Below are 23,007 nucleotides of genomic sequence, written 5' to 3'. Positions count from 1 at the left end.
GCGGTTGTCATCTGTACGGATGACGTCAGGCCCAGCTTCACCAGTCGTGTACGGTGCCGTCGGCCAGCCGGTTGTACGGTAGATAGGCCTGCTGATACGGATATTTTCCGGCCTCGTCGAGCTCGAGCGACACACCCAGCCCCGGCTCGTCGCCCGGATGCAGGTAGCCGTTCTCCCACGTGAAGCTCTGCCGGAAGACCGCGTCGGTCCGCGCGTCGTGCTTCATGTACTCCTGGATACCGAAGTTGTGGATGCTCAGCCCCAGGTGCATCGCCGCCGCCATCCCCACCGGCGAAATGTCCGTCGGGCCGTGCATGCCCGACTTGATCTGGTACTGAGCGGCATACTCGAGCGTCTTTTTCAGAGGGGTGATACCGCCCATGTGCGTCACCGCACCACGCACGTAGTCGATGAGCTGCTCCCGGACGAGTTGCTGGTAGTCCCAGACGGTGTTGAAGACCTCCCCGATCGCCAGCGGCGTGACGGAGTGCTGACGCACCGGCCTCAAGGCCTCCGGATTCTCGGCCGGGGTGACGTCCTCCAGCCAGAAGAGGTCGTAGGGCTCCAGCGACTTCGCGAGTTTCGCGGCCTGGATCGGCGTCAGCCGATGGTGGGCGTCGTGCAGAAGCGGCAGCCCGGGTCCGAATTCGGCGCGCACGGCCTCGAAGACGGTCGGGAGGTGACGCAGGTAGGAGCGCGTGTCCCAGTCCTCCTCGGCCGGCAACGCACCGCGCTGAGCCGGCTCGTGGTCGTAGCGCACCCCGTCCTCCGCGGTGTTCGCGGCGATGCCGTAGATCGACCGCAGCCCCGGCACGGCCGCCTGCACCCGGATGGCCCGGTAGCCCTGCGACAGGTGCTCGCGCACACTGTCGAAGATCTCGGGCAGGTCCCGCCCCGACGCATGCCCGTAGGCCAGCAACCCGTTCCGGGAGGCGCCGCCGAGCAACTGGTAGACGGGCATCCCGGCGGCCTTGCCCTTGATGTCCCACAACGCCATGTCGACGGCCGCGATCGCCGCCATCGTGATCGGTCCGCGCCGCCAGTAGGCGCCGCGGTAGAGGAACTGCCAGGTGTCTTCGATGCGCCCGGCGTCCCTGCCGGCGAGTAGTGGCACCACGTGATCACGCAAGTAGGAGACGACGGCCAGCTCGCGGCCGTTGACGGTGGCGTCGCCCCACCCCACCAGACCGTCCTCGGTCTCCAGGCGGAGCGTGACGAAGTTGCGGCCGGGGCTGGTGACGACGACGTCTGCCTTCGCGATGATCATCGTGCTCCCTGGGGTAGTGAGCCTCGGCCGCGGTGGTGTGCCCGGGCGCGGGCCCGGCCGCGGCGAGCAGCGTACGCGCGCCGTCACGACCGGGGCCCGCTCTCGGTCACGGCCTCAGTACGAGGCGGCGACGTCGAGGATCCAGGTGACGCCGAACCGATCGGTCAGCATCCCGAACGCCGGCGCCCACTGCGCCGGGCCGTACGGTTCGACGATCGTGGCGCCGGCCGACAGCGTCTCCCAGAGTGCACCGACCTCCTCCGCCGTCTCACCTCGCACCGAGAGGAAGAACTTCTCGGTGGTGATCGTGGTGCCGTGCGCGCGCCTGGTCGTCGGCGCGGGCCCCTGGGGAGCCGCCGCACCGGGCACGTCGTAGGCCATCACGCGGAATCCGTTGGGAGCGACGATCTGCCCGAAGACCACCTTCTCCGCGTCGGGCTGGTCCTTGGGCATGCCGAAGTCGCCGTAGGTGGCGATCTGGACCTCGCCTCCGAAGACCGACTGGTAGAAGTTCAGCGCCTCACTGGCTTCGCCGTGGAAGTTCAGGTGCGCGACCGTGTTCACGGACATTCGGTGCTCCTCGTGGATATCTGCGCGGTGTTCTCGCAAGAACGACACTCGCAGCCGTAGAGGACAGTTACTGTCCGCTATTACGGTGGATCAGCGGACGCGCATCGTCGGGTGGCTCGCCGTGCGTGAAGACCGGCTTGGCCGGCGGCGGTTCCCGCAGTATCTCGACCGCGTCGTCGTAGCTGAACGGACCGGCCAGGACGGGCGACGGGTCCAGGGTTCCGTCGTCGATCAGCCGCAGTACCTCGGGGACGTGTGGGCTGGCGTGGGGCGGCCCGGTGACGAGGTTGATGCCGGTTGCGTACAGAGTGAAATACGGCAGGCGCAGCTCGGCGAAGTAGACGGACCGGATGACGCACGTGCCGCCGGGGCGGGTGGACAGCAGGGCGCAGCGAAAGCCCTCCGTGGCCGCCGAAGCATCCACGACCAGGTCAAATCTGCCCTCGAGCCGGTCGGGATACGCGCTCACGGGGACGGCGGTCGCGCCCAGGGCAGAGGCCGTCGCGCATCGCGTCCCGTCGGTGTCGAGGTAGGTGACCTTCGCGGCTCCCAGGCCGACGGCGCTCAGGGTCGTCAGCAACCCGAGGCTGACCGTGCCGCCCACGACGAGCACCTCGGCGTCGGGGTGGGCGGCCAGGGTCGGACGGACGGCCTGGAAGGCGTCGGTGAGGTTGTCGGCGGCGGACGCGGCCAGGAACGGATCGACGGCCGGCGGCAACGGCGTGAGGTTGTGCTCGGCCCACGGGACGCGGACCAACTCGTCGAACAAACCGCCCCAGTGCCCGCCGACGCTCGTGCCGTAGGACGCGAGGCGCGGCACCGAGACACAGGCCCCGGGCAGGTCACGTCGGCAGTTTTCGCAGGTTCCGCAGCTGATGTGCCAAGGAATGACCACCCGCTGGCCGACCCGCAGGCCGGCGGTGTCGCCGGCGAGGTCGACGATCTCGCCGACCGCCTCGTGGCCGAGGGCGAAAGGCGGCTCGAAGGGCGACGGCGAGGCCACGATCCGGCGATCGAGGTCGCAGGCGGCTGAGGCGATCGGGCGCAACAGGGCGTCCGTCGGTGCGGACAGGCGGGGCGCCGGCGGGTCCTGCCATTCCAGGCGTCGGGGACCGACGAGAACGAGGCTTCGCACGAGGCTCCGATTCTAGAGGTGACCTTCTAGAGGACATACTCTAGAAGGTGGATTCGCTATCTTCAACCCATGCCGCGCCTCGTCCACGACACCTCGACGATCCTCGACGCGGCCGCACGACTGCTCACGGCCGGGAGCGCGGACGCCATCACGATCGCCGGCGTCATCCGGGAAGCCGGGGTCTCCAGCGGCTCCGTCTACCACCGCTTTCCCAACCGCGCGGCGCTGCTGGCCGCCGTCTGGAACCGGGCCGTGCAGAGCTTCCACACCGAGCTGTACCCGCTGTTCACCGATGAGCCCGTGGCCGCGGCGACCGCTCTGGGACGCCGCACCGTCTCGTGGTGCCGCGCCCACCCGGCCGACGCCCGGGTACTGCTCACCGGCCTCGGCTCCTTCGAGCCCGACGCCTGGCCCGCGGAGAGCCGCACCTGGCGAGAAGCCGACCAGGCCCGCTGGGACGACGACGTCCGCCGCTTGGTAACCGACCTCAAGACCGCGACCGGACTCCCGACCGCGGAAATACTCCTCGTCGTCGTCGACGTGCCCTACGCGGCCGTACGCCGCTACCTCAGCTTCGACCGCGACATCCCGGCAACCCTCGAAGACATCGTCGAGCGCCTCGTCCGATCGCTACTCACCGCGGAGCCGGCTCACTGAACCGCCCGCGAGCGTGACGCACCGCACCGTGGCCCCCGACGACCCCCCGTGCACGTCTCAGGTGAGCGCGGGCCGTGCCGATGGAAAAACGGAGTCGCGCCCGGCCGGATCGGCGTCGCTCCGCACGGTCGAACCGGGAGACTTTCCATGGCCAGGATGCCTGCGGCGCGGCTCTTCTGGACGCCGTTCTGGTTCGTGCTCATGGCGCCCCTGTCCGCGGTGCTGTTCCTCGGCTTCGGACCGCTGGGCGGGAGCCTGCGGGTGGCATCCGGTGTGCTGATCCTGGGTGAGGTGCTCGGGTGGGCCGGGATCGTCGTCGGAATCCGGCGGTACCGCCCGGTCTCCCTGCTGCCCTGGTGGTGCCTTCTCGCCTACCAGGGGTTGATCTGCCTCGGCTGCACGCTGGCATTCGGAAGCTTGCTGGTGCCCGGGATGACGGTGCCGGTCGACGTCAGCTATGCGTTTTTCCTGGCCGGCTATCCCCCGCTGATCGCCGCCCTGCTGCTCTGGTCCCATCGACGCCGCGTCGACTCCGACACCGCTAACTGGATCGACCTGGGAATCGTCGCGGTCAGTGCGGGAATTCCCTCGGTCCTCTTCACGATCGAACCCACGGTGACGGCGAGCGGCGATGCGAAGTTGCAGGCGGTCGTTGCTGCGGCCAATCCGGTCTTCGACCTCGTCCTCGTGGTCGCGGTCGTGAAGTTGATACTCACACCCAGCCGTCTGATACCGTCGCTCGCCCTGCTCTGCGCCGCGATCGGCTTGCAATTGCTCGGCGACACCGCCAATTTGCTCGCGGCACTCGACGGCCTTTTCGCCGAAATGCCCCTCAGTCCGCCCATCGCACCGCTTCTCGCGTCCGCCCCACTCTTCGCCGCCGCCGCGCTGCACCCTTCGATGGCCTTGCTCTCCGAGAGCCCGGCCTCCGCCGGGCCGCCCGTCTCCGGGCAGCGGGTGGCGACGATGACGATCCTGTCACTCGTGCCACCGGCGATTCTCGTCATCGGTAGCGATTCGTGGGCGTCCTGGGAGATACGCGTGGTGGGAGGAGGCTGCGCCGCCCTCACCGGCTTGGTGCTGCTGCGAGTCTGGCTGCTCGTGGTCGGCCAACGCCAACTGGCGGTTACGGACGGGTTGACCGGGTTGCACACGCGTCGGTTCTTCGACGAGGCACTCGTCGTCGCCATGGCCGGCGCGGACCGGGTCGGGAATCGCGTCGGCTTGCTCATGCTCGATGCCGATCACTTCAAGCAGGTCAACGACAAGTACGGCCATCAGGCCGGTGATGTCGTCCTGAAAGAGATCGCACAGCGTCTCACGAAATCGGTTCGCCTCGGAGACGTCGTCGCTCGCTACGGCGGCGAGGAGTTCGCGGCCATAGTGACGGCCACGAATGCCGAGCAACTGCAAGCCGTCGCCGAACGCGTTCGGCAATCGATCTGCGGCACACCCGTTGCGCTCCAGGACGGATCCGGGCTCCAGGTGACCGTGTCGATCGGCGTGGCGGCGAGTCCGGACAATGCCCGCACGCCCGAACAGCTGACACTCGCTGCCGACGAATCGCTCTATCGCGCGAAGGCGGACGGACGGAATCGAGTCGTCGTCGCGGCGGCGGACGCGTTCGTCCGTTGACCCGGGCCGGAACGCCCGGAGCGGCACCGGCGTGAGCCGTCGGAGTCACAGGTGTGAGTTCCGGCGTCACGCAGGTCCAGGTATCAGCACGTCCGATTTCGAGGAGGTAGCGATGCCCGGAGCCAGTCCGATGAGCACGCCGGTGACGGTCGACGAGGAGTTGATCCAGGGCCGGTACGCCGAGGTGGGCGACTACACGGTCGCGTTCGAGAGCTTTCCCGTCGACGTCGATCCGGCCGAGTTCTTCGTGGGACTTCCGCAGGATCGGTGCAGTTGCCCGCACTGGGGCATGGTGACCGGAGGCCAGATCACGTTCCGGTGGCCGGACCACGAAGAGACCTACGGCGAGGGCGACGCGTACTACGCACCCCCGGGGCACCTGCCGCTGATCACCGCCGGAACCAGCATCGTCGAGTTCAGCCCGACGTCCGAGTTACAGGCCGTCCAGTCCGTGATCGGCGCCAATCTGGCGGAGGTGCCGTCGTGACGGCCGACCTCGACGTGACGCGAGTCGGCCCCGCCGTGGCAGCCCGGTTCGTGCGGTGGATGGAGACCGGCGAGGGGGCCGACGAGGTGTTCGCCCCCGACGTGTTCGGTGACATCACGCTGCCCCACTGGCGGCTGCAGACCGACAACGCCGCCGATCTGGTCGAGATCCGTCGGACGGATCATCCGTTCACCGGCACGATCCGGGTCGAGCGCCTGGAACCGACGCCGGTCGGATGGGTCATGCAGATCGAAGAACGCTGGACCGACGCGTCCGGCGCGCCGTGGTACTGCCGCGAGATGTTCCGCGCCGACGTGACCGACGGTTTGATCAGCGACTTCGCGATCTACTGCTGCGGAGACTGGGATCTCGCGGCGGTACGCCGTCACGAGGCGGAAGTGACATTGTTGCGACCGTGACCGAGCCGATCGGCGATCTCCTCGACCGGGCCGACCGCTTGCTGGCGGCCGGTCGAGGAGCTGACGCGATGGCCACCTACGACGAGGTCGCCACCCTCGCGCTCGCCGCCGGAGACCTGTCCGCGGCGACCCGAGCCGTACTCGGGTTGTCTCGCGGACAGCGCTTCGACGTCGGCGCCGGTCTGCTCCCGGCCCGGCTGCACGCGGTCTACGTGCAGGTCGACGACCCCGTCGCGAAAGCGCGGCTCGCGGCCACGATCGCGCGGACGTGGGCCTACAGCGGTCAGCCGGCCCGGGCGATCGGCTTCGCCGACCAGGCCGTCGCGTTCGCACGCGGCGGCTCGGATCCGGCCGTACTCGCCGATTGTCTGGACGCGACGCTGACCGCCCACTGGGGACCGGACGACCTCTCGCGCCGTCGGGCCTGGGCGGCCGAGCTCGACGAGACGGTCGCGCATCTGCTCGAATCCCGGGCTCGCCAGCAGGCCCACCTCTGGGGCCTGACCGTCGCGTTCGAGACGCTCGACCTGCCCGCTGTCCATCGTCAGCTCCGGGCGCTCGAGAGGCTCGGTGAACAGTCGGCGGAGGCCCGGTTCTTCGGCGCGTCCCGCCGCCTGGCCGTCGACCTGCTGCGGGGCCGCTTCGACACCGCCGCCTACCTGCGCAGCGTCGCCCGGGATGCGGCGGCCGCGACTTTCATCGCCGATCACGAGAACGTGCTCCACGCGATGACCGCCTACCCGGCCCTCCTGGCCGGAGACGAGGAGACCTGCGCCGACGAAGCGGTCGTCTTCGAGGAGTTCGGGCTCGCCGAGGGGTCCCCGACGATTCTGGCCGAAGGAGCCTGGGTCTGGGTCGGAGCGGGCCGGCTCGACCGCGCGGCCGCCCTGGTCGGGCATCTCAGCCCGAACATCCTCGCCGGCCTGCCCCGCGACGCCGACTGGCTGCTCACCCTCCAGTGCACCCTGGAAGCCGCGATCGCCACCGACGCCCTCGATGTCGTGGACGCCGCCACCGACCTGCTCACCGCGTACGAGGGCCGCGCGGTCATCAACGCCGGCGCCGTGATGTTCCACGGCGTCACCGACGACACCCTCGCCCGCGGTCATGCCCTGCTCGGCCACGACGCGACCGCCCACCGGCTGCGCGACCAGGCGCTGACCACCTACCAGCGGATCGGTGCGAGTTGGTGGCGCGCACGCCTGGAACGCTGGTCGGCGCCCTCGGCGCGGCACGCCGAGACGTTCGTCCTGCACCCGCTTCCGGGAGGTCGGTTGTGGCGGGCCGGGTCGGCGACGGTGCCCAGCGTGCGCGGCCTGGGCTACCTGCACCTCCTCCTGTCGGCTCCCGGAACCGACATCAGCGCGCTGGACCTGATGAGCGCCGGAGCCGGTCAGGCGACGGTTCTTCAAGCCGACACGGGTGACCTCCTCGACGAGCAGGCGATCGCCGCGTACCGGCGTCGCCTGACCGAGCTCGATCAGCTGCTCGGGGACAACGAGGACTCCCGGCTCAGCACCGAGCGCGATGCGCTCGCCGAGCAACTCGACGCCGCGCTCGGACTCGGCGGACGACGCCGCAGCACCGGTTCCACGGCCGAACGAGCCCGGGTCGCGGTGCGCAAAGCGATCGTGGGCGCGTTGCTCCGCATCGCCGAGGTCGACCCGGCGCTCGGCCGGCACCTCTACGAGCACATCCGCACGGGAGCCGTCTGCCGGTACGAGCCCGGCCCGCTGGCCCGCTGGGACCTCGGGTGAGCCCGCCTCTCACCCGTCGCCGGAGGCGGTCCCCCGTGACACCGGCAACGGGCGCTCGCGCGGAGTCGCAGCGAGCAGCCCGTCGAGGACCGCGTCCGCCACCTGGCCCGCCTCGGCTTCGGTGAACGGTTTCTGCCCGCGCAGCAAGCGCCACATCACCGGTCCGAACGCGACGTCGAGGGCGATGTCGGGGTCGAGATCTCGGGCCTCGCCGCGAGCGACCGCCCGCCCCCAGAGCTGCTGGGCGCCGTCGCGTCGGCTGTTTAGCAAGCGGTCGCGCAACCACCCGGCCGCGTCGGGATCCTGAGCGGCGGCGGCAAGCAGCTGAGCGAAGACCCGGCCGATCGGGGACGCGTAGAACCTGGCGACGCGACGGATCTGCTCGACGAGGTCACCGCGGGCGGTGCCGGTGTCCGGCAAGGCGGCGTCGAGGGCCAACCGGTCGGCGAAGGCGTCGACGGCGACGCACAGACGGTTGGGCCAGTGCTTGTAGACGGTCGTCTTGGAGACGCCCGAGCGATCGCGAATCGCGTCGATGGTGGCGGCTCCGAGGCCGCCCTCGGCCAGTAGCGCCGCCGTGGCGTCCAGGACGGCCCGGCGGGTGCGGACGCTGCGCGCGCTCGGCGGACGTGCGCCGGGATCCGGCGTCATCGACCGTCGTCCGCGGTGAGCAGCGTGGACGAGCCGAGCGCGCGCCACTCGTCGAGCTCTTTGCGGACGAACTCGAGCTTGTCTTCCACCATGGCCACCGCGTCGGGGCCGAGCTGGAGTCGGAGGGGCGGGTTCGGCGAGGTCACCGCGGTGTGGATCGCCTCTGCTCCCTTGGCCGGATCGTTGAGCTGGCCGTGGTTGGCCGCGGCAGCCGCGTGGCGTACCCGTCCGGCCGTCCCGGCGTAGTCGGCGATCTCGCGGGCGGTGGCGTGCAGAGAGGTGGCGTCGAGGAAGTCGGTGCGGAAGCTGCCCGGTTCGACGACGGTCACCCCGATCCCCAGCGGTGCCAGCTCGGCGCGCATCGCCTCGGTCAGCCCCTCGACCGCGAATTTGGTCGCCCCGTAGACGCCCCAGCCGGCCACCTGCGCGAAGCCACCCATCGAGCCGATGTTGACGATGTGCCCCTGGCCGCGGGAGCGAAGGTGCGGGAGGACCGCGCGCACCACGGAGAGCAGGCCGAAGACATTCGTCGCGAAGACCGCCTCGACCTCGGCTGCCGAGGCCTCCTCCACAGCGCCCAGCAGCCCTCGGCCCGCGTTGTTGACCACGACGTCGATGCCGCCGAAGCGGTCGATCGCCGCCTCCACGGCGGCGACCGCCTGGTGCTCGCTGGTGACGTCGAGTGCGACGGAAAGCACCCGTTCGGACGCGGAGCCCGCGAACGCCGCCTCGATCTGCGTTGCGTCCCGGCCGGTCGCTACGACGTTCGCGCCCGATTCCAGAGCTTTCTCCGCCATGGCGAGGCCGAGCCCGCGCCCGGCGCCGGTGATGAACCACGTTGGCATACCCACTCCTGACTCCGGTTCAAGTGAACTGTACGTCCAGTTCACCGTTTCCCGAGGGGAGCGGCGCCGGCGACCCCGTGACCGCGCGGTCGTCAGCGGACGGAGGGGATGGCGGTGCGGGCGAGCACGCGCAACGCGGAGGCAGCGTCGTGGAGAGGCTCAGCGCTTCCCTGGACGCGCGCCAGCATCTCGGCACCTTCCAGGAGCGCCAGGGCGGCGTTCGCCAGCGACCGAGCGGGCGCGTCGGCCACTCCGGCTCGCACCAGGTGGTGCTGGAGCGTGGCGATCCACCGTTCGAACGCCTCCGCCGCGGCGGCCCGCAGCACGGGCGAGCGTCCGATCGATTCCAGCGCGGTCGCGGCTACCGGACACCCGTCCAGCCAGTCCGAACGGGTGAGCACGTCGGCGAGCGCGAGCGCGCAGTCGGCGAGCCCCTCCTCCGGCGCCGTCGCCCGGGCGAGCGTCTCAGTGAGCAGTGCGTCGACGCCCTCCGCACCCTGACGAAGGGCAGCGAGCGCGAGTTCCTCCTTGCCGCCGGGGAAGTGGAAGTAGAACGAACCCATCGGGGCAGCGGCCTCGGTGGTGATCTGCTTGACGGCGGTCGCCTCGTAGCCCTGCCGGCTGAGCAACCCGACCGTGGCCGTGATCAGGCGCTCTCTGCCACCACGCGGATCCGATTGCGGTTTTCCCATACGGCGACTATACAGAGCGCTCTACTGACTAGGAGAGCGATGAGTCAGATCTTCGAGCTGCGCCAATACACCCTGCACCCCGGTCAGCGGGACGTGCTGATCGAACTGTTCGACCGGGAGTTCGTCGAGTCCCAAGAGGACCTCGGCATCGAGGTGGTGGGCCAATTCCGCGACCTCGACCGACCGGACCGGTTCGTCTGGGTGCGAGGGTTCGCCTCCATGGAGGCGAGGAAAACTGCCCTCTCCGCGTTCTACGGCGGTCCGGTCTGGGCGGCTCACCAGGACGTCGCCAACCCGACGATGATCGATTTCGACGACGTCCGCCTCCTGCGTCCGGCGAGCGCAGGCGGGGGCTTCCCGCCGATGTCGCGGACGGACGCCGGAGCGCGCGCCGCCGACACCGCGTTGACGACGGCCACCATCTACTCGTTCGCCGAACCCGTGACGGAGGCCGTACTGGAGCTCTTCGATCGGGTGGTCGAACCGCTCCTGACGCGATCCGGCAGCGACCGATCCGCGCTGCTGCGGACCGAGCCGTCGCCCAACACCTACCGCGCGCTGCCGGTGCGCGAAGGTGAGCACGTCGTCGTCCGGTTCGGACGCCAGGCCGACGAACACACACACGCGGCCGCCGACTCCGCCCGGCAAGCGGCCACAGCGAGCCTGACGCCGTACTTGCTGAGCGCGCCGATCGAGTTGCGCCTCGAGCCGACCCTCCGATCGCTCCTGCGGTAGCGCCCGGCCACCAACGCCCTCAGCCGGGGCGCCGGCGGCCTCGGACCGGCCGAGCTCGACCGGAAATCAAACGGTTGTTTTAAGTTCCGGTAGAGCAGACCTTCGCCGATAGAGCGGCCGGCTTGCTGGCGGCGACGACCGAGGACCTGGCCGCAGCAGTCGCCCGGCCGATGATGCGTGCACTGGCCGCCGGTGGCACCGAACTCGCCGTCATGCCGACGGTGGCGCGGGTCGGCATCGATCCCTCCCCCGGAGGGCTGGGATCGGCTGACCCCCAAGTTTCAGCAAACCCGCACGGACGCACTGCGTGTACTCACGCTCGCCCTGCCGGAACTCGGACCGGAGCCTTCGCGACCCGGACTAGGGACGTGGGGAACGCGACCGGCGTGCAGGTCGACGACAGCGACCTCGACGATCTCGATCGGCTCGCCGGCGCGATCAGGGACCACGGGAACGGACTCGACGCGGTCTTGGCCAACGCGGGCGGAGACGAGGCGCTGCCGCTGCTCGACCCGGGCGCGGCCATCGTGCTGACCGGCTCGAGCTCGGCCGGCCGAGGAACGTCGGCGTTCGGTCTCTCCGCGGCCAGCAAGGCCGCGATCCGCTCGCCGAGCCGCACGTGGGCGGCCGAGTTGGCCGGACGCGACATCCGGGTCAACACGATCGTCCCGGGTCCGACCGAGACGCCCGGCCAGCCGAGCAGATCCAGGGCCGCCGCACCGTGGCCGAGGTACGGCCTCAGTCTTCGGAGTTGGCCTGATTCAGCCGCAAAGCCTCCTGCAACTGATCCTCCAACACCAGGATCCGACACGCGGCATCCAACGCCACGCCCTGATCAACAAGCTCCCGAGCCCGCGCCGCCAGCCGCAACTGCGACCGCGAAAAACGCCGATGCCCACCCGCCGAACGCATCGGCGTAATCAACTTCAACTCACCCAAACTACGCAAAAAACCCTGCGACGTGCCGAGAATCTCCGCCGCACGACCCATCGTGTACGCCGGAAAATCCTCATCACCGAACATGTCCCCGGAATCTCCGGCCATCCCACCTCCACGTCTGGGCCCCGGCGCTACAAGCGCCGGGGCCCAGGAAAAACGGGTCAAAGAAACACACCATCTACCGACTAAGAACGTCGGCCTACTTATCCGCACCAACCGCCAAACACCACAACGGGGCGCGAGGATCGCATCAACGTGACCGGAGACCACCTCTCGTTCGATGGAAACAACGGTGTCCGCCACCAACTACTGGCGGGCGATCCAACGGTGTCAGACCCCTTCCCTCTCGACTGTGCTGCACCTACACCTGCACCTACCCTGCACTCGGGTCTCACGACGCCGAAGCCCGAACGCGACTTCCTGGGCCCGGACGCCTTTCCCCGGTCTTACGCGGTTGGGGTCGCCTCCAAGACAAATCCAGGCTTCCCCACTTGCCGCACCACCTGACCTGCTCTGTTGCACCTTCCCAGCGAAATCCGGCCGTGAAGCCAAGCCCGAATCTCGCCCCTGCCCGTGGTGAGGACAGTCCGTCAGCTTCTCTGCGTTCTCTTCTCTCGACGTCAGGAACACTATCCAGTCATCGGGAGCATGTCTAGTCCCACCGCCACAGATTTTCTCGGCAGTCACGTCAGGCTCAGGCTCTCCGTCTGGCCCCGGGATCACCCGTACCTATGCTTTGCCAGGTGAGCAGCAAGGGCGTCTCGGACGCAGATCTGTGGGAGATGCTCTTCGCGGTCGAGAACGCGGCGCCCGCCGACGCCGTCGAGGTGGTCGCCCGGCGGCTGAGCCTCGGCGTCGAAGCGACCTCGGCCTCGTTCCTGGTGGCCGATCTGAGTGGCCGGGCGTTGGTGCGCATGGCTCACGTCCCCGACGTCGCCGCCGCTGACACACGCCGGCAGGACGAGGCGGTCGCGGCGGTTCTCCCTTTCGACGGCGGCCCCCGGGAACAGGCACTGCGTTCCCAGCGCGTCCAGGTCGCGCCCGGCGCGAACGGCACGCATGTCGTCATGGCGCCGGTGACCGAGCGAGGCGAGGCCCTCGGCGTGCTGGAACTCACCTTTCCTGCCGAACCGGACGAGGCGACTCTCGACGCGGTCAGCCGGGGCGCCCACGTCCTCGCGTACGTCGTCATCGCCGCCCGACGCCACACCGACCTGTTCGAGTGGAGTCAGCGCACCGCTCCGTTCAACCTGGCGGCCGAGATCCAGCGACGGCTGCTGCCCAGCGCGTTCACCTGCGAAGCAGCCGCGTTCACGCTCTCGGCCTGGCTGGAGCCGGCGTCCACCATCGGCGGAGACACGTTCGATTACAGCCTGGCCCGCGACGTACTGCACATGAGCATGACCGACGCGATGGGCCACGGGGTAGACAGTGCCCTGCTCGCCACGTTGGGGGTCGGCAGCCTCCGCAACAGCCGGCGACGGGGCATGTCCTTGACCGACCAGGCCGCCGCCGCCAATCAGACGCTCAAGGAAAACGCTCCGGCCGGATTCGGCTTCGCGACCGGCCTGATCGCCCGATTGGACCTGCCCACCGGTCTGCTGCACCTGGTGAACGCGGGACACATCCCGCCCCTGCTCGTCCGGGGCGGAGCCGTCGACCGGCTGACGCTTCCGATCGACCTGCCTTTCGGGATCCGCAGCGCACAGACCTACCGCGCGACCGAGCTGCCGCTGCGGCCGGGCGACCGCCTGGTCCTGCTCACCGACGGCATGCTCGAACGTCGAGGGGCCGTGGTCGACCTCGAGCGTCCGCTGCTGGCCCTCGTCGACTCCCATCCGCGGGAAGTCGTCCGCGCGCTCACCGACGCGGTCCTCGCCGTCGGCGGCCCCGCGCTGGCCGACGACGCCTCGTTGCTCGTCCTCGACTGGTACGGCGGCCACGACAACGCCCGCGACGCGCGGCCGTTGCACACCCCCAGCGGCTGAGGGTGGGTGAGCGACCACCCGACGCCGGCGGGGCGACTCGGCGGAATCCACTGGGGCCGGTCGCGAACGCGACCGGCCCCAGCCAGGCAGGCGTAGATCTAGAAGTCTTCGTCGAACGAGACGGAGCCGGGGACCGCGACCTGATACGCGGAGACGCGGCGTTCGAAGAAGTTCGACAGCTCCTGGACGTCCTGCAGGTCCATGAATCCGAACGGGTTCGACGAGGAGTAGACCGGGTCGAGCCCGAGCTGCCGCAGCCGCCGGTCGGCGACGTGCTGCAGGTATTCACGCATGTCGATCAGGGACAGACCCGGGACGCCCTGACCGACGAGGTCCTCAGCGAACTGGGTCTCGCACTCGACCGCCTCGGCGAGCATGTCCCGGACCTGGCGGGCCATCTCGTCGTCGAAGAGGTCGGGTTCCTCGCGGCGGGCGGTCTCGACGACGTCGAACGCGAACGCCATGTGCATCGACTCGTCGCGGAACACCCAGTTCGTACCGGACGCGAGACCGTGCAGCAGGCCGCGCGAGCGCAAGAAGTAGACGTAGGCGAACGCGCCGTAGAAGAACAGCCCTTCGATGCACGCGGCGAAGCAGATGAGGTTGAGCAGGAACGCCCGCCGGTCGTCCTTCGTCTCGAGTTGCTTCAGATCACCGAGCGAGTCGATCCAGCGGAAACAGAACTCTGCCTTCCGCGCGATCGACGGGATGTTCTCGACCGCGGCGAAGGCTTCGAAGCGCTGCTGCTCGTCGGGGACGTAGGTGTCGAGCAGGTTCAGGTAGAACTGGACGTGCACGGCCTCCTCGAACAGCTGCCTCGAGAGGTAGAGACGCCCTTCCGGCGAGTTCACGTGCTGGTAGAGGTTCAGCACGAGGTTGTTCGCGACGATCGTGTCGCCGGTGGCGAAGAACGCGACGAGCCGCGACACCAGGTGGCGCTCGGCCTCCGACAGCTTCGCGAGGTCCTTCAGATCGGTGTGGAGGTCGACTTCTTCGACGGTCCAGGTGTTCTTGATCGCATCTTTGAAGCGGTCGAAGAAGTGCGGGTAACGCATGGGACGCAACGTGAGGTCCATGCCGGGGTCGAGAAGCATTACTGGCAGGCCTCGCAGGATTCGGGGTTTTCCAGGGAGCAGGCGATGGCCTCGTCGGTGGCGACCGGTGTGACCGTGGCCTGCTGGATCCGGGTCGCCGGGCGCGACCGCAGGTAGTAGGTGCTCTTGAGGCCGGTCTTCCAGGCGTAGGAGTACATCGAGGAGAGCTTGCCGATCGTCGGCGACGCGAGGAACAGGTTCAGCGACTGGGACTGGTCGATGAACGGCGCACGGGCGGCGGCGAGATCGATCAGCGCCCGCTGGGGCAGCTCCCACGCGGTACGAAAGACGCTCTTGACGTCGTCCGGGAGCTGGGTGAGGCCCTGGACCGAGCCGTCGGCCTGCTTGATCGTGTTGCGGACCTCCGCGGTCCAGTGGCCCCGGGCCTTCAGCTCCCGGACCAGCGCGGTGTTGATCTGCAGGAACTCGCCGGAGAGCGTCTCGCGCTTGAACAGGTTGGACACCTGCGGCTCGATGCACTCGTAGCAGCCGGCGATGCTGGCGATCGTCGCGGTCGGGGCGATCGCGATCAGCAGCGAGTTGCGCAGGCCGGTGGTCGCGACCCGCGCGCGCAGGGCGTCCCACCGTTCGCCGGTGGTCTCGACGTTCCAGAGGTCGGGCTGCAGGTCGCCGCGGGCCGCGCGGGTGTCTTCCCAGGCCGGGTGCGGGCCGTGCTGCTCGGCGAGGTCGGCCGAGCGTTCGAGCGCGGTGAGGTAGATCTCCTCCGCGATCTTCGTGGAGAGCTCTTTCGCCTCCGCCGAGTCGAACGGGAGACGCAGGGCGAAGAACACGTCCTGCAGACCCATCACGCCCAGGCCCACCGGACGCCAGCGCGGGTTGCTCGCCGCGGCCTGGGGCGTCGGGTAGAAGTTGATGTCGATGACGCGGTCGAGGAACGTGACCGCGGTACGGACGGTGCTCTTCAGCCGCTCCCAGTCGATGTCGTCGCCGGTCAGGTGCGCGGCCAGGTTGACCGAACCGAGGTTGCAGACGGCGGTCTCGTCGTCGCTGGAGACCTCGATGATCTCGGTGCAGAGATTGGAGAGGTGGACGACGTTGCCGGGTTTCGCCGTCTGGTTCGCGAGCCGGTTGGACGCGTCCTTGAACGTCATCCAGCCGTTGCCGGTCTGGGCGAGCGTGCGCATCATCTTGCCGAAGAGATCACGAGCCTTGAGCTGACGAACCTGGCGGCCCGCGTGCTCGGCCGCCTCGTAGGCGTTGTCGAAGTCGGCGCCCCAGAGATCCGGGAAGTCCGGGAACTCGTCGGGGTCGAACAGTGACCAGACCCCGTCGTCCTCGACCCGGCGCATGAACAGGTCCGGGATCCAGTTCGCGAGGTTCAGGTTGTGGGTGCGGCGGGCGTCCTCGCCGGTGTTGTCGCGCAGTTCGAGGAACTCCTCGATGTCCGGGTGCCACGGTTCGAGGTAGACGCAGGCCGCGCCCTTGCGGCGTCCGCCCTGGTTGACGGCGGCGACCGACGCGTCGAGCGTGCGCAGGAACGGGACGATGCCGTTGGACTGGCCGTTCGTGCCGCGGATCAACGCACCCCGGCCGCGGACCCGGGAGAAGCCGATCCCGATACCGCCGGCGAACTTCGACAGGTTCGCGACCTGCGCGTACCGCTGGTAGATCGAGTCGAGCTCGTCCTTCGGCGAGTCCACCAGGTAGCAGGACGACATTTGGGTGTGGCGGGTGCCGGAGTTGAACAGCGTCGGCGAACTCGGCAGGTACGCGAGCGAGGCGAGCAGCCGGTAGAAACCGATCGCCTCCTTCGCGGTTGTGCTGAGCCCTGCTGCCACCCGGAGGAGCCAGTACTGCGGGGTCTCGACGACCTCGCGGGTGAGCGGGTGGCGGAGCAGGTACCGGTCGGCCACCGTCCGGAGTCCGAAGTACTCGAAGCGCAGGTCGTTCGTGACGTCGATCGCGTCGTCCAGCTTGCGGGCGTCGCGGGCCACGAAGGCGGCGGTCCCGTCACCGATCAGGCCCTGCTCGTGGCCCAGCGCGATCGACTGGCTGAAGCTCGCGATGCCCTGACCGCGGACTTCCTTGTCGAGGAATCCGGCGAGCAGCCGGGCGGCGAGCCGGGAGTACTGCGGCTCCTCGCCGATCATCTCCGCCGCGGTCTGGATGCTCAGCTGGTCGAGCTCGGCGGTGGTGGCGCCGTCGTAGAGACCGCTGATCGTCTTGGTGGCGACGCGGAGAGGATCGACGTCGGTGAGGTCGGTGGCGTGGCGCTCGACGGCACGGACGATCTTGTTGACGTCGACGGGTTCGGTGGCGCCGTTGCGCTTCCGGACTTGCATCTGCGGCCTGCGCTGAACCGGTGTCTCCGGCGTGGCCTCGGCGGTTGTCACAACTCTCTCCTCGCGAGTACGTCCAGGGTGAGGACGCGCGAGAACAGACACCATCGCGCACAGCGGCGTGCGGGGCTGGCGTCAGCCGTCCCGCGCGGCCTCCGACCGCCGGACCGTTGCCGGTCCGGCGCGCTGGCAGGTCTTCGGACTCGTGGGCTGTGCGCGGGTCGGTACCGCCGGTCGCGCCGTGGGGCGCGCAGGCAGAATCGGTCGCGCGGGCCTACTGGCCGTCGCTTCCCAGGCCGTTGCCGGGCCCAGTGCTTGGTTGACGGCGGTCGTTCCCACTTACCGCTGCGGGGCAGTCCCGGATTCTCACCGGGTTCCCTGTTGCCACGACCGATCTGGACGATCGGCCGAACCAGCTACGAGAGACACCATATCTAGGTGCGCCACAGAAGTCACACACAACATCTCGTGTCGGCGTTTTGCCGGGGCCGCTCAGGCGGATCGGGCGTCGACGGGGCGCCCGAGCAGGTGGGCGACGATCTCGCGGGTGGCCGGTGCCGGCGGCAAGCCCAGCTCGTCGCGCAGCAGCCTGCGCGTGGTGTGGTAGTGCCGGAGCGCTTCGCCCGGGTTGCCTTCCGCGAGGTGCACTTGCAGGACGCGGCGGTGCGCGCTCTCCCGCAACGGCTCGGTCGCACAGGCGCAGAGCGCCGCCTGCAAGGCCACGTGGTAGTGCCCCTCGTGCAGTGCCCGGTCCGCAGCCTCCTCCAGACGGTGCAGGCGTAGCTGACGGAACCGCTCACGCTCCGCGTCGACCCACGGCTCGTCCCAGGCCGGCAGGATCTCGCCGACCAGCTGAGTGATGTCGATCCGTTCGGCGAACGCGTCGTCCTCCACGAGGTGCAGGTCGACCTCGACCACCGGCATGAGACGCATCTGCCCGCCGTCGGTGTCGACGAGGCGCTCGCCGGTCGGCGCAGGCAACCGCCACAGCGTCGACCGCAACCGCGTCGCGGCGGCTTTGTCGTCCAGGTCGGGCCAGAGCGTCGCGGCCAGCGTCCGTCGGTGCGCGGGCCGCCGGTTGAGGGCCAGTAACGCGAGCAGGCGCTGGGCGGCGCCGCAGACCCGGATCGACTGCTCGTCGTGGCGGAGATCGAATGCGTGGAGCAGCCGGAGGGCTGTTCCGCTCGGACGCGAGGACGTCATCTGGAGTGGGCCTTCCTCAGTGCGCCGCGATGGTCGCCACAGGTCCCGAGCGGCTCACGGCATGCGGCAGTACTACCCGCCTCCGGCCGCCTACACCTGAGCCGTTCCGATGAATAGGCCCGGGAGGCGTCCCTTCCGCCGGTCAGTCAGCGAGCATGCCGACGCGAAGGCGGGAGACGATCTGGTTCAGCAAGCGGGAGATGTGCATCTGGGAGACGCCGATTCTCTCCGCGATCTGAGATTTCGTGAACTCGTCCACGAAGCGCAGCTTGAGGATCTCGCGTTCCCGGTCGGGAAGGGCGGCGAGCAGCGGCTTGAGCGCCTCGTGATTGTCGACGCCCTCAAATCGCCGGTCGAGGCCACCGAGGTTGTCGCCTACCGTGGCCGCCGAGCCGTCCGCGCTGGCCGGCGCGTCGAGCGACGAGGCGTTGTAGGCCTCGCCGGCCTGGAGCGCGGCCAGGACTTCTTCGCGGCGGCAGGTGTATCAGCGTCAGCTCTTTGATCAGGGCGTGCCGCCGACTCTCGTCAGCGCCACACGCCGCCAATTGGTGGAACAGCGGAGCCACGGTCTCGTAGCGGCTGTAGTCCGGTTCGCCGGTGCCGGGTGATGAAGAATCGGTCACCGGTGCCGTGCAGCTCGAAATGGCCATAGCCGTCACTCCCCTGCGGACGGTGTTCCAAGGCCGCTGCCTGACCGCCGGAACGGGGTCGGTTCCTTCTCACCGGACTCCGTTCGGCTGGTGCCCGCTCGGCCGCGACCTATGCGGAACCGACGTCAAAACTTCGCGGCCCGCAACGGGCCTCGGACGTGCTCGTCAGCTCGCCAGCCGCCGTCCCTGCTCTGCGGCATCGGGGGAACGGCGACGCGCGGGTACGAGAACCCTGGGCGTCGGGACCGGGGCAGTCCGCAGTTGCAGGGCCACCGGGTCCATGCCTCGCGCGCCGAGCGCCACCGCCCCGCGTGCGGTCCTCGCGACGACGGCGACCGCACCGTGCCGCACGCGCAACGTCCAGGCCGGTCGGGACACGCCGTCGAGCACCAGTGACATCAGCTCCCACTGCTGGTCCAGAGCGCCGCTCAGCATCTGGTGCCGCAGCTGGGAAAAACTCTGCGCAGATTCTGGACAACTCGTCCAGAGCGCAGGACCCACGCAGGTCAACGCGAGCATCATCGCCCAGTGACGAGCGTCAGCGAGGTCGTCGCCGGGGTGCAGCGGGTCGAACTCGCTGCGCCCGGGCCGTGTCGCGGCGGCAACTACGACGTCACCGGGAGCGGAGTACACGACGGTGATCCACGGATCTCCGACGCAGGTATCGATCGCCCCGGCCGAGTCGACCGAGCAGGGCACGCAACAGGTCATCGCATCCATTACCCACGGATCACCGCCATTCGTCCGGCCAAACCCGGATCCGTCGCCCTTCCCTGGACGGTGGCGCGACAGCGACGAGCGGGTCCCGGGTCCGCCACCCTCGCCTCTGGGTTCTACCGACCCGCTCGCTAGCGCCGTTTCCCGGCACTGCGCAGAATCGCCGCCGCGACCTCACGCAGCTTCACGTTGCTGTTCTGCGACGCCCGCCGCAACAACACGAACGCCTGCTCCGGATCGATCCCCTCCCGCGCGACCAGCACACCGATCGCCTGATCGATCGTCGCCCGCGACATCAGCGCCCCGCGCAACTGTTCGATCAACTCCACCTGCTCGAAGTGGCGCAGCGCGACCGTGACGACATTGACGACCTGCCGTGCGTAAATGTCGGCGTGCTCACGCTCCACACTGCCGAAACGGCCGGCCCGGCCGCCGTAGAAGTTCAACGCGCCGACGGTCTCGTCCCGGATCCGCAGGGGCAGAGACAGGGAGCTGCGCACTCCCAATGCCAGCGCTCGGGGGCGATACCGCGGCCAACGTTCGTCGCCGGCCAGGTCTGGAACGTCCACGACGACGCCCTGACGCAACGCGTCCAGACACGGACCCTCGTCCCACTCGTACTGCTGCTCATCCACCTGCGAACTACGGACATCACTCGCCGCGATGGTCAGCGGAGGACCGTTACGCGCCAGCGTGATACCGCACGACGCGTACGGCGCGACCGCGGCAGCAGCAAGCGTCGCGGTCCGCTGCAGCAACGTACCGACGTCGGGCATCGCCACCAGCAAGTCGGTCAACTCCGTGAACGAACCGACGAGTTCCGCGGAAACCGTCGACTCCGGCATGGCGCCACCTCCCGACCAGACACGGACGGCGTGTGCCATTCCCCGCTCGCGGCCACCTGAACACACCCCTTCGTCACCTTGCGGAACAGCACGTCCCGAGATCCGATAGGAACGTGGACACGGTGCGCTGGCAGATCGACCGGCACAACCCGGTCACCGTGATCCGCCTGGACGGGCATCTGCGACCCCGTAGCGTCCCCGGCCTACGCGCAGTACTGCTCAAATGTCTTGCCGAATGCCCCACCGGGCTCGTCGTCGACCTCGCCGAGCTCACCGTGAGCCAACCGGTGCTCCTCGCCGTGTTCCCCGCCGTCCTCGAACGCGCCGCGAGCTGGCCCGCCATCCCCGTCGTACTGGCCGCACCGAACGACGCCACCACACTAGCCCTGCGCCGCAGCCCCGCGGCGAAAACGGTGCCCGTCCGGCCGACCGTCGAGGAAGCCATCCAGGCCGCCGGACGCGGCGCCCCGCTCGGGCGGCTGCGGCTCTACCTGCAGCCCACGGTGGCGTCGCCCGGCGAGGCGCGCCGGTTCACCCGCGACGCCTGCGCCGCCTGGCACCTCGAGGCGGTCGTCGACGAGGCAGCCGTCCTCGTCACCGAACTCACCGACAACGCCGCCACCCACGCCCGCACACCCTTCGTACTCACGCTCTCCTACCGCGAGCACTACCTACACATCGCCGTACACGACGGCGCGCCCGCTCCGGCACGCAAACACACCGGCTCAGCAGAACCTCTGCTCGGGCGAGGGCTGCGCCTGGTCGACGCTTTCGCCACGGCCTGGGGAACGCTGCCCACCGCCGAGGGCAAAACGACGTGGGCCACCCTGCGCGTCCACTGAACCGGCTCGGACGGGCGCCCGGCACGGCGACCGGTGAAGGCCGCCGAACCGGGCGTGGGAGCTACCTCGCGTCGTAGGGGTCGCGGCTGCCGGACTTGGCCAGACCGCGACTGACCAGGTAACCGACGGTCAGGATGACGACGTAGAGCCACGCGCGGTCAGCGCGGAAGTAGTCGTCATGGCCGTCGTCGCTGCCGACCACCTGAGAAGCGATCAGAACGCCGACGACGGCCGCCACGTAGACGATCAATTCGCTCGTCTTGAAGGACGCCTTCGTTTCGGTGCTCAGACGCCGGGGTGCCGTTCGATCGGACACCGTGGTGCCGGCTGCGTAGTCACCAGTGGGGTTGGCGGTGGTCATGACTTCTCCCAGTTCTCGGGCGAGTTCTCGAACTACGACGGGTGTCGCCGACGCTGACGCGACGTACCCCTGGCGATTCGGCTCAGTCCCATCTGGACGAAAAAATTTCGGGCCGCGATCTGGCCCGGCATCGGACCGGTACGGCATGCGGGATCCGCGCAGCGAGTTCGGCGGTGACTCGGACATCGGCCGCGCCGTCGCCATTGCCCACGCCCGCGAAGGGGCGTTACCGCGGTCGGGTGGCGGTCAGGACAACCACCGCGATCCGCTCGGCGTCGCCGTACTCCTCGCCGTCGAGTTCCTCGCTGTAGACGTCCGGGTCGACCTCCCGGTACGCCCAGTCCAGGTCCGTCCCGGCCAAGCGCTCGGCGACGGCCACCCGGAGTGGATCGTGATTCGCCACGATGCCCGCACCGCTGAACAGCACCAGCGAACCAGCCGGCGCGAGCCGCTCGACCGCGGTGTCGACGATGGCGAGCGACAGCGCGTGGCCTTCCGGTCCGCCGCCGTCCCGATAGAGGCGGCCGGCGCGATCGATCATGAACGGCGGATTGGACACGATCAGGTCGAAGTCGCCATCCACGCCACTCACAAGGTCGCTCAGCACCGGCCGGACGTTCGGCACACCGGCCAGCGCCGCGCTGACCTGCGTGTATCGCAGGGCGGTGCGATTGACGTCGACCGCGTACACGTCTGCTTCCGGCGCCCGCTTCGCCACGGCGATCGCTCCGGCCCCGGTGCCGCAACCGACGTCCACCGCCCGCCGGACCGGTCGATCCTGCGCTTCGAGGTGTGCCACAGCGGCAGCAACCATGCGGTAGGTGTCCGGGCCGAAGAAGACCGAGTCCTGAGCGGTCGTCGGAAACGCGGAATGCACGAAGAGATCGCCGTCGCAGGAGGAGAACCGCACCAGGCTCCGGTGGGTGTCGCCCTCGGTCGCCAGGACGTCGGCGGCAGCCATCAGCTCCACGAGAGACGCCGGCAGCAAGCCCGAGCGAAACGGTCGGCTCCAGCCGAAAACTCCGGGCAGATCGGTCGCCCACGCATTGCCCGGACGCTGGTTGACCCGCTGGTGGGACGCCGGGGTGAGGGTGGTGAACGCGTAGCCGGCGCTCTTCAGTGCCGCGCCGAGGTCGTGCAGGGCCAGGTCCGCGGACGAGAAGCCCGCGCCCGCCTTCGCTGAGGGCTCTGTCGTGGTCATCGCAGAGCATTGCCCCG

Annotated in this window: 23 protein-coding genes, 1 pseudogene and 1 riboswitch; of the genes and pseudogenes, 9 read left to right on the top strand and 15 right to left on the bottom strand. The window is 69.3% G+C overall.

What is annotated here, in order from left to right:
* Positions 1-37: 37 nt before the first annotated feature.
* The 3 genes from manD to ACIBZJ_RS34430 form a co-directional block, all read right to left on the bottom strand.
* Positions 38-1,267 carry a D-mannonate dehydratase ManD gene (gene manD, locus ACIBZJ_RS34440; RefSeq protein WP_395937221.1) on the bottom strand — a complete coding sequence of 410 codons (1,230 nt, stop codon included), beginning with the start codon at positions 1,265-1,267 and terminating at the stop codon, positions 38-40.
* Between the two features lie 114 nt (positions 1,268-1,381).
* Positions 1,382-1,837, bottom strand: a complete 456-nt coding sequence (locus ACIBZJ_RS34435) for a VOC family protein (RefSeq protein WP_395937219.1) — start codon at positions 1,835-1,837, stop codon at positions 1,382-1,384.
* Positions 1,838-1,904: 67 nt separating this feature from the next.
* On the bottom strand, positions 1,905-2,972 hold the full coding sequence (locus ACIBZJ_RS34430; protein ID WP_395937217.1) for a zinc-binding dehydrogenase: 1,068 nt from the start codon (positions 2,970-2,972) through the stop codon (positions 1,905-1,907).
* A 69-nt stretch (positions 2,973-3,041) separates the two neighbouring features.
* On the opposite strand from ACIBZJ_RS34430, the gene ACIBZJ_RS34425 reads away from it, so the two are divergent.
* The 5 genes from ACIBZJ_RS34425 to ACIBZJ_RS34405 all read left to right on the top strand — a co-directional run bounded on the left by ACIBZJ_RS34425 (position 3,042) and on the right by ACIBZJ_RS34405 (position 7,927).
* Positions 3,042-3,629 carry a TetR/AcrR family transcriptional regulator gene (locus tag ACIBZJ_RS34425; protein ID WP_395937215.1) on the top strand — a complete coding sequence of 196 codons (588 nt, stop codon included), beginning with the start codon at positions 3,042-3,044 and terminating at the stop codon, positions 3,627-3,629.
* 156 nt (positions 3,630-3,785) lie between these two features.
* Entirely contained in the window at positions 3,786-5,264 is a 1,479-nt protein-coding gene (locus ACIBZJ_RS34420; protein WP_395937213.1) for a diguanylate cyclase, read from the top strand.
* Between the two features lie 112 nt (positions 5,265-5,376).
* A complete protein-coding gene (locus tag ACIBZJ_RS34415; RefSeq protein WP_395937211.1) occupies positions 5,377-5,751 on the top strand; it encodes a cupin domain-containing protein in 375 nt (124 codons plus the stop codon).
* Positions 5,748-6,170, top strand: a complete 423-nt coding sequence (locus tag ACIBZJ_RS34410; protein ID WP_395937209.1) for a hypothetical protein — start codon at positions 5,748-5,750, stop codon at positions 6,168-6,170. Before ACIBZJ_RS34415 ends, ACIBZJ_RS34410 begins: the two co-directional genes overlap by 4 nt.
* Complete coding sequence (locus tag ACIBZJ_RS34405; RefSeq protein ID WP_395937207.1) at positions 6,167-7,927, top strand: hypothetical protein; 1,761 nt, start codon at positions 6,167-6,169, stop codon at positions 7,925-7,927. Before ACIBZJ_RS34410 ends, ACIBZJ_RS34405 begins: the two co-directional genes overlap by 4 nt.
* A 9-nt stretch (positions 7,928-7,936) precedes the next feature.
* Here ACIBZJ_RS34405 and ACIBZJ_RS34400 read toward each other — a convergent pair whose 3' ends face one another.
* The 3 genes from ACIBZJ_RS34400 to ACIBZJ_RS34390 form a co-directional block, all read right to left on the bottom strand.
* Positions 7,937-8,578: a TetR/AcrR family transcriptional regulator C-terminal ligand-binding domain-containing protein gene (locus ACIBZJ_RS34400; protein ID WP_395937205.1), complete on the bottom strand. Its 642-nt coding sequence runs from the start codon at positions 8,576-8,578 to the stop codon at positions 7,937-7,939.
* Entirely contained in the window at positions 8,575-9,423 is an 849-nt protein-coding gene (locus ACIBZJ_RS34395; RefSeq protein ID WP_395937203.1) for an oxidoreductase, read from the bottom strand. The genes ACIBZJ_RS34400 and ACIBZJ_RS34395 overlap by 4 nt, the downstream gene beginning before the upstream one ends.
* A 92-nt stretch (positions 9,424-9,515) precedes the next feature.
* Complete coding sequence (locus tag ACIBZJ_RS34390) at positions 9,516-10,115, bottom strand: TetR/AcrR family transcriptional regulator (protein ID WP_395937201.1); 600 nt, start codon at positions 10,113-10,115, stop codon at positions 9,516-9,518.
* A 39-nt stretch (positions 10,116-10,154) separates the two neighbouring features.
* Between ACIBZJ_RS34390 and ACIBZJ_RS34385 the strand changes: the two genes are divergently transcribed.
* The gene (locus ACIBZJ_RS34385) at positions 10,155-10,850 is read left to right on the top strand and encodes an NIPSNAP family protein (protein ID WP_395937200.1); all 696 of its coding nucleotides are present in this window, start codon (positions 10,155-10,157) and stop codon (positions 10,848-10,850) included.
* A 170-nt stretch (positions 10,851-11,020) separates the two neighbouring features.
* Positions 11,021-11,542 (top strand): annotated as a pseudogene (locus tag ACIBZJ_RS34380) (SDR family oxidoreductase); the annotation flags it as partial.
* Between the two features lie 46 nt (positions 11,543-11,588).
* On the opposite strand, the gene ACIBZJ_RS34375 reads toward ACIBZJ_RS34380, so the two are convergent.
* A complete protein-coding gene (locus ACIBZJ_RS34375) occupies positions 11,589-11,894 on the bottom strand; it encodes a MerR family transcriptional regulator (RefSeq protein WP_395937198.1) in 306 nt (101 codons plus the stop codon).
* 638 nt (positions 11,895-12,532) lie between these two features.
* On the opposite strand from ACIBZJ_RS34375, the gene ACIBZJ_RS34370 reads away from it, so the two are divergent.
* Positions 12,533-13,777, top strand: a complete 1,245-nt coding sequence (locus ACIBZJ_RS34370; protein ID WP_395937196.1) for a PP2C family protein-serine/threonine phosphatase — start codon at positions 12,533-12,535, stop codon at positions 13,775-13,777.
* Positions 13,778-13,875: 98 nt separating this feature from the next.
* On the opposite strand, the gene ACIBZJ_RS34365 is transcribed toward ACIBZJ_RS34370, so the two are convergent.
* The 6 genes from ACIBZJ_RS34365 to ACIBZJ_RS34340 form a co-directional block, all read right to left on the bottom strand.
* Positions 13,876-14,871 (bottom strand): ribonucleotide-diphosphate reductase subunit beta, encoded by a 996-nt coding sequence (locus ACIBZJ_RS34365; protein ID WP_395937194.1) that lies wholly within the window; start codon positions 14,869-14,871, stop codon positions 13,876-13,878.
* Positions 14,871-17,174: a ribonucleoside-diphosphate reductase subunit alpha gene (locus ACIBZJ_RS34360; RefSeq protein ID WP_395937517.1), complete on the bottom strand. Its 2,304-nt coding sequence runs from the start codon at positions 17,172-17,174 to the stop codon at positions 14,871-14,873. Before ACIBZJ_RS34360 ends, ACIBZJ_RS34365 begins: the two co-directional genes overlap by 1 nt.
* A 167-nt stretch (positions 17,175-17,341) precedes the next feature.
* Positions 17,342-17,603, bottom strand: a riboswitch (cobalamin riboswitch).
* A gap of 60 nt (positions 17,604-17,663) precedes the next feature.
* Positions 17,664-18,374 (bottom strand): BTAD domain-containing putative transcriptional regulator, encoded by a 711-nt coding sequence (locus tag ACIBZJ_RS34355; protein WP_395937192.1) that lies wholly within the window; start codon positions 18,372-18,374, stop codon positions 17,664-17,666.
* 142 nt (positions 18,375-18,516) lie between these two features.
* Complete coding sequence (locus tag ACIBZJ_RS34350; protein ID WP_395937515.1) at positions 18,517-18,834, bottom strand: sigma-70 family RNA polymerase sigma factor; 318 nt, start codon at positions 18,832-18,834, stop codon at positions 18,517-18,519.
* A 355-nt stretch (positions 18,835-19,189) separates the two neighbouring features.
* Positions 19,190-19,735 carry a hypothetical protein gene (locus ACIBZJ_RS34345; RefSeq protein ID WP_395937190.1) on the bottom strand — a complete coding sequence of 182 codons (546 nt, stop codon included), beginning with the start codon at positions 19,733-19,735 and terminating at the stop codon, positions 19,190-19,192.
* A 137-nt stretch (positions 19,736-19,872) separates the two neighbouring features.
* Entirely contained in the window at positions 19,873-20,586 is a 714-nt protein-coding gene (locus ACIBZJ_RS34340) for a GAF and ANTAR domain-containing protein (protein WP_395937188.1), read from the bottom strand.
* A 113-nt stretch (positions 20,587-20,699) separates the two neighbouring features.
* Here ACIBZJ_RS34340 and ACIBZJ_RS34335 point away from each other — a divergent pair, with 113 nt between their 5' ends.
* On the top strand, positions 20,700-21,428 hold the full coding sequence (locus tag ACIBZJ_RS34335; RefSeq protein ID WP_395937186.1) for an ATP-binding protein: 729 nt from the start codon (positions 20,700-20,702) through the stop codon (positions 21,426-21,428).
* Positions 21,429-21,489: 61 nt separating this feature from the next.
* On the opposite strand, the gene ACIBZJ_RS34330 is transcribed toward ACIBZJ_RS34335, so the two are convergent.
* Positions 21,490-21,789 carry a hypothetical protein gene (locus ACIBZJ_RS34330; RefSeq protein ID WP_395937185.1) on the bottom strand — a complete coding sequence of 100 codons (300 nt, stop codon included), beginning with the start codon at positions 21,787-21,789 and terminating at the stop codon, positions 21,490-21,492.
* Between the two features lie 226 nt (positions 21,790-22,015).
* Positions 22,016-22,990, bottom strand: a complete 975-nt coding sequence (locus ACIBZJ_RS34325; RefSeq protein WP_395937183.1) for a methyltransferase — start codon at positions 22,988-22,990, stop codon at positions 22,016-22,018.
* Positions 22,991-23,007: the final 17 nt, after the last annotated feature.

Origin of the sequence: Cryptosporangium sp. NPDC051539 (assembly GCF_044454545.1) — a bacterium.
Lineage (GTDB): Bacteria > Actinomycetota > Actinomycetes > Mycobacteriales > Cryptosporangiaceae > Cryptosporangium.
This window is presented reverse-complemented; position numbering and strand designations above follow the sequence as displayed.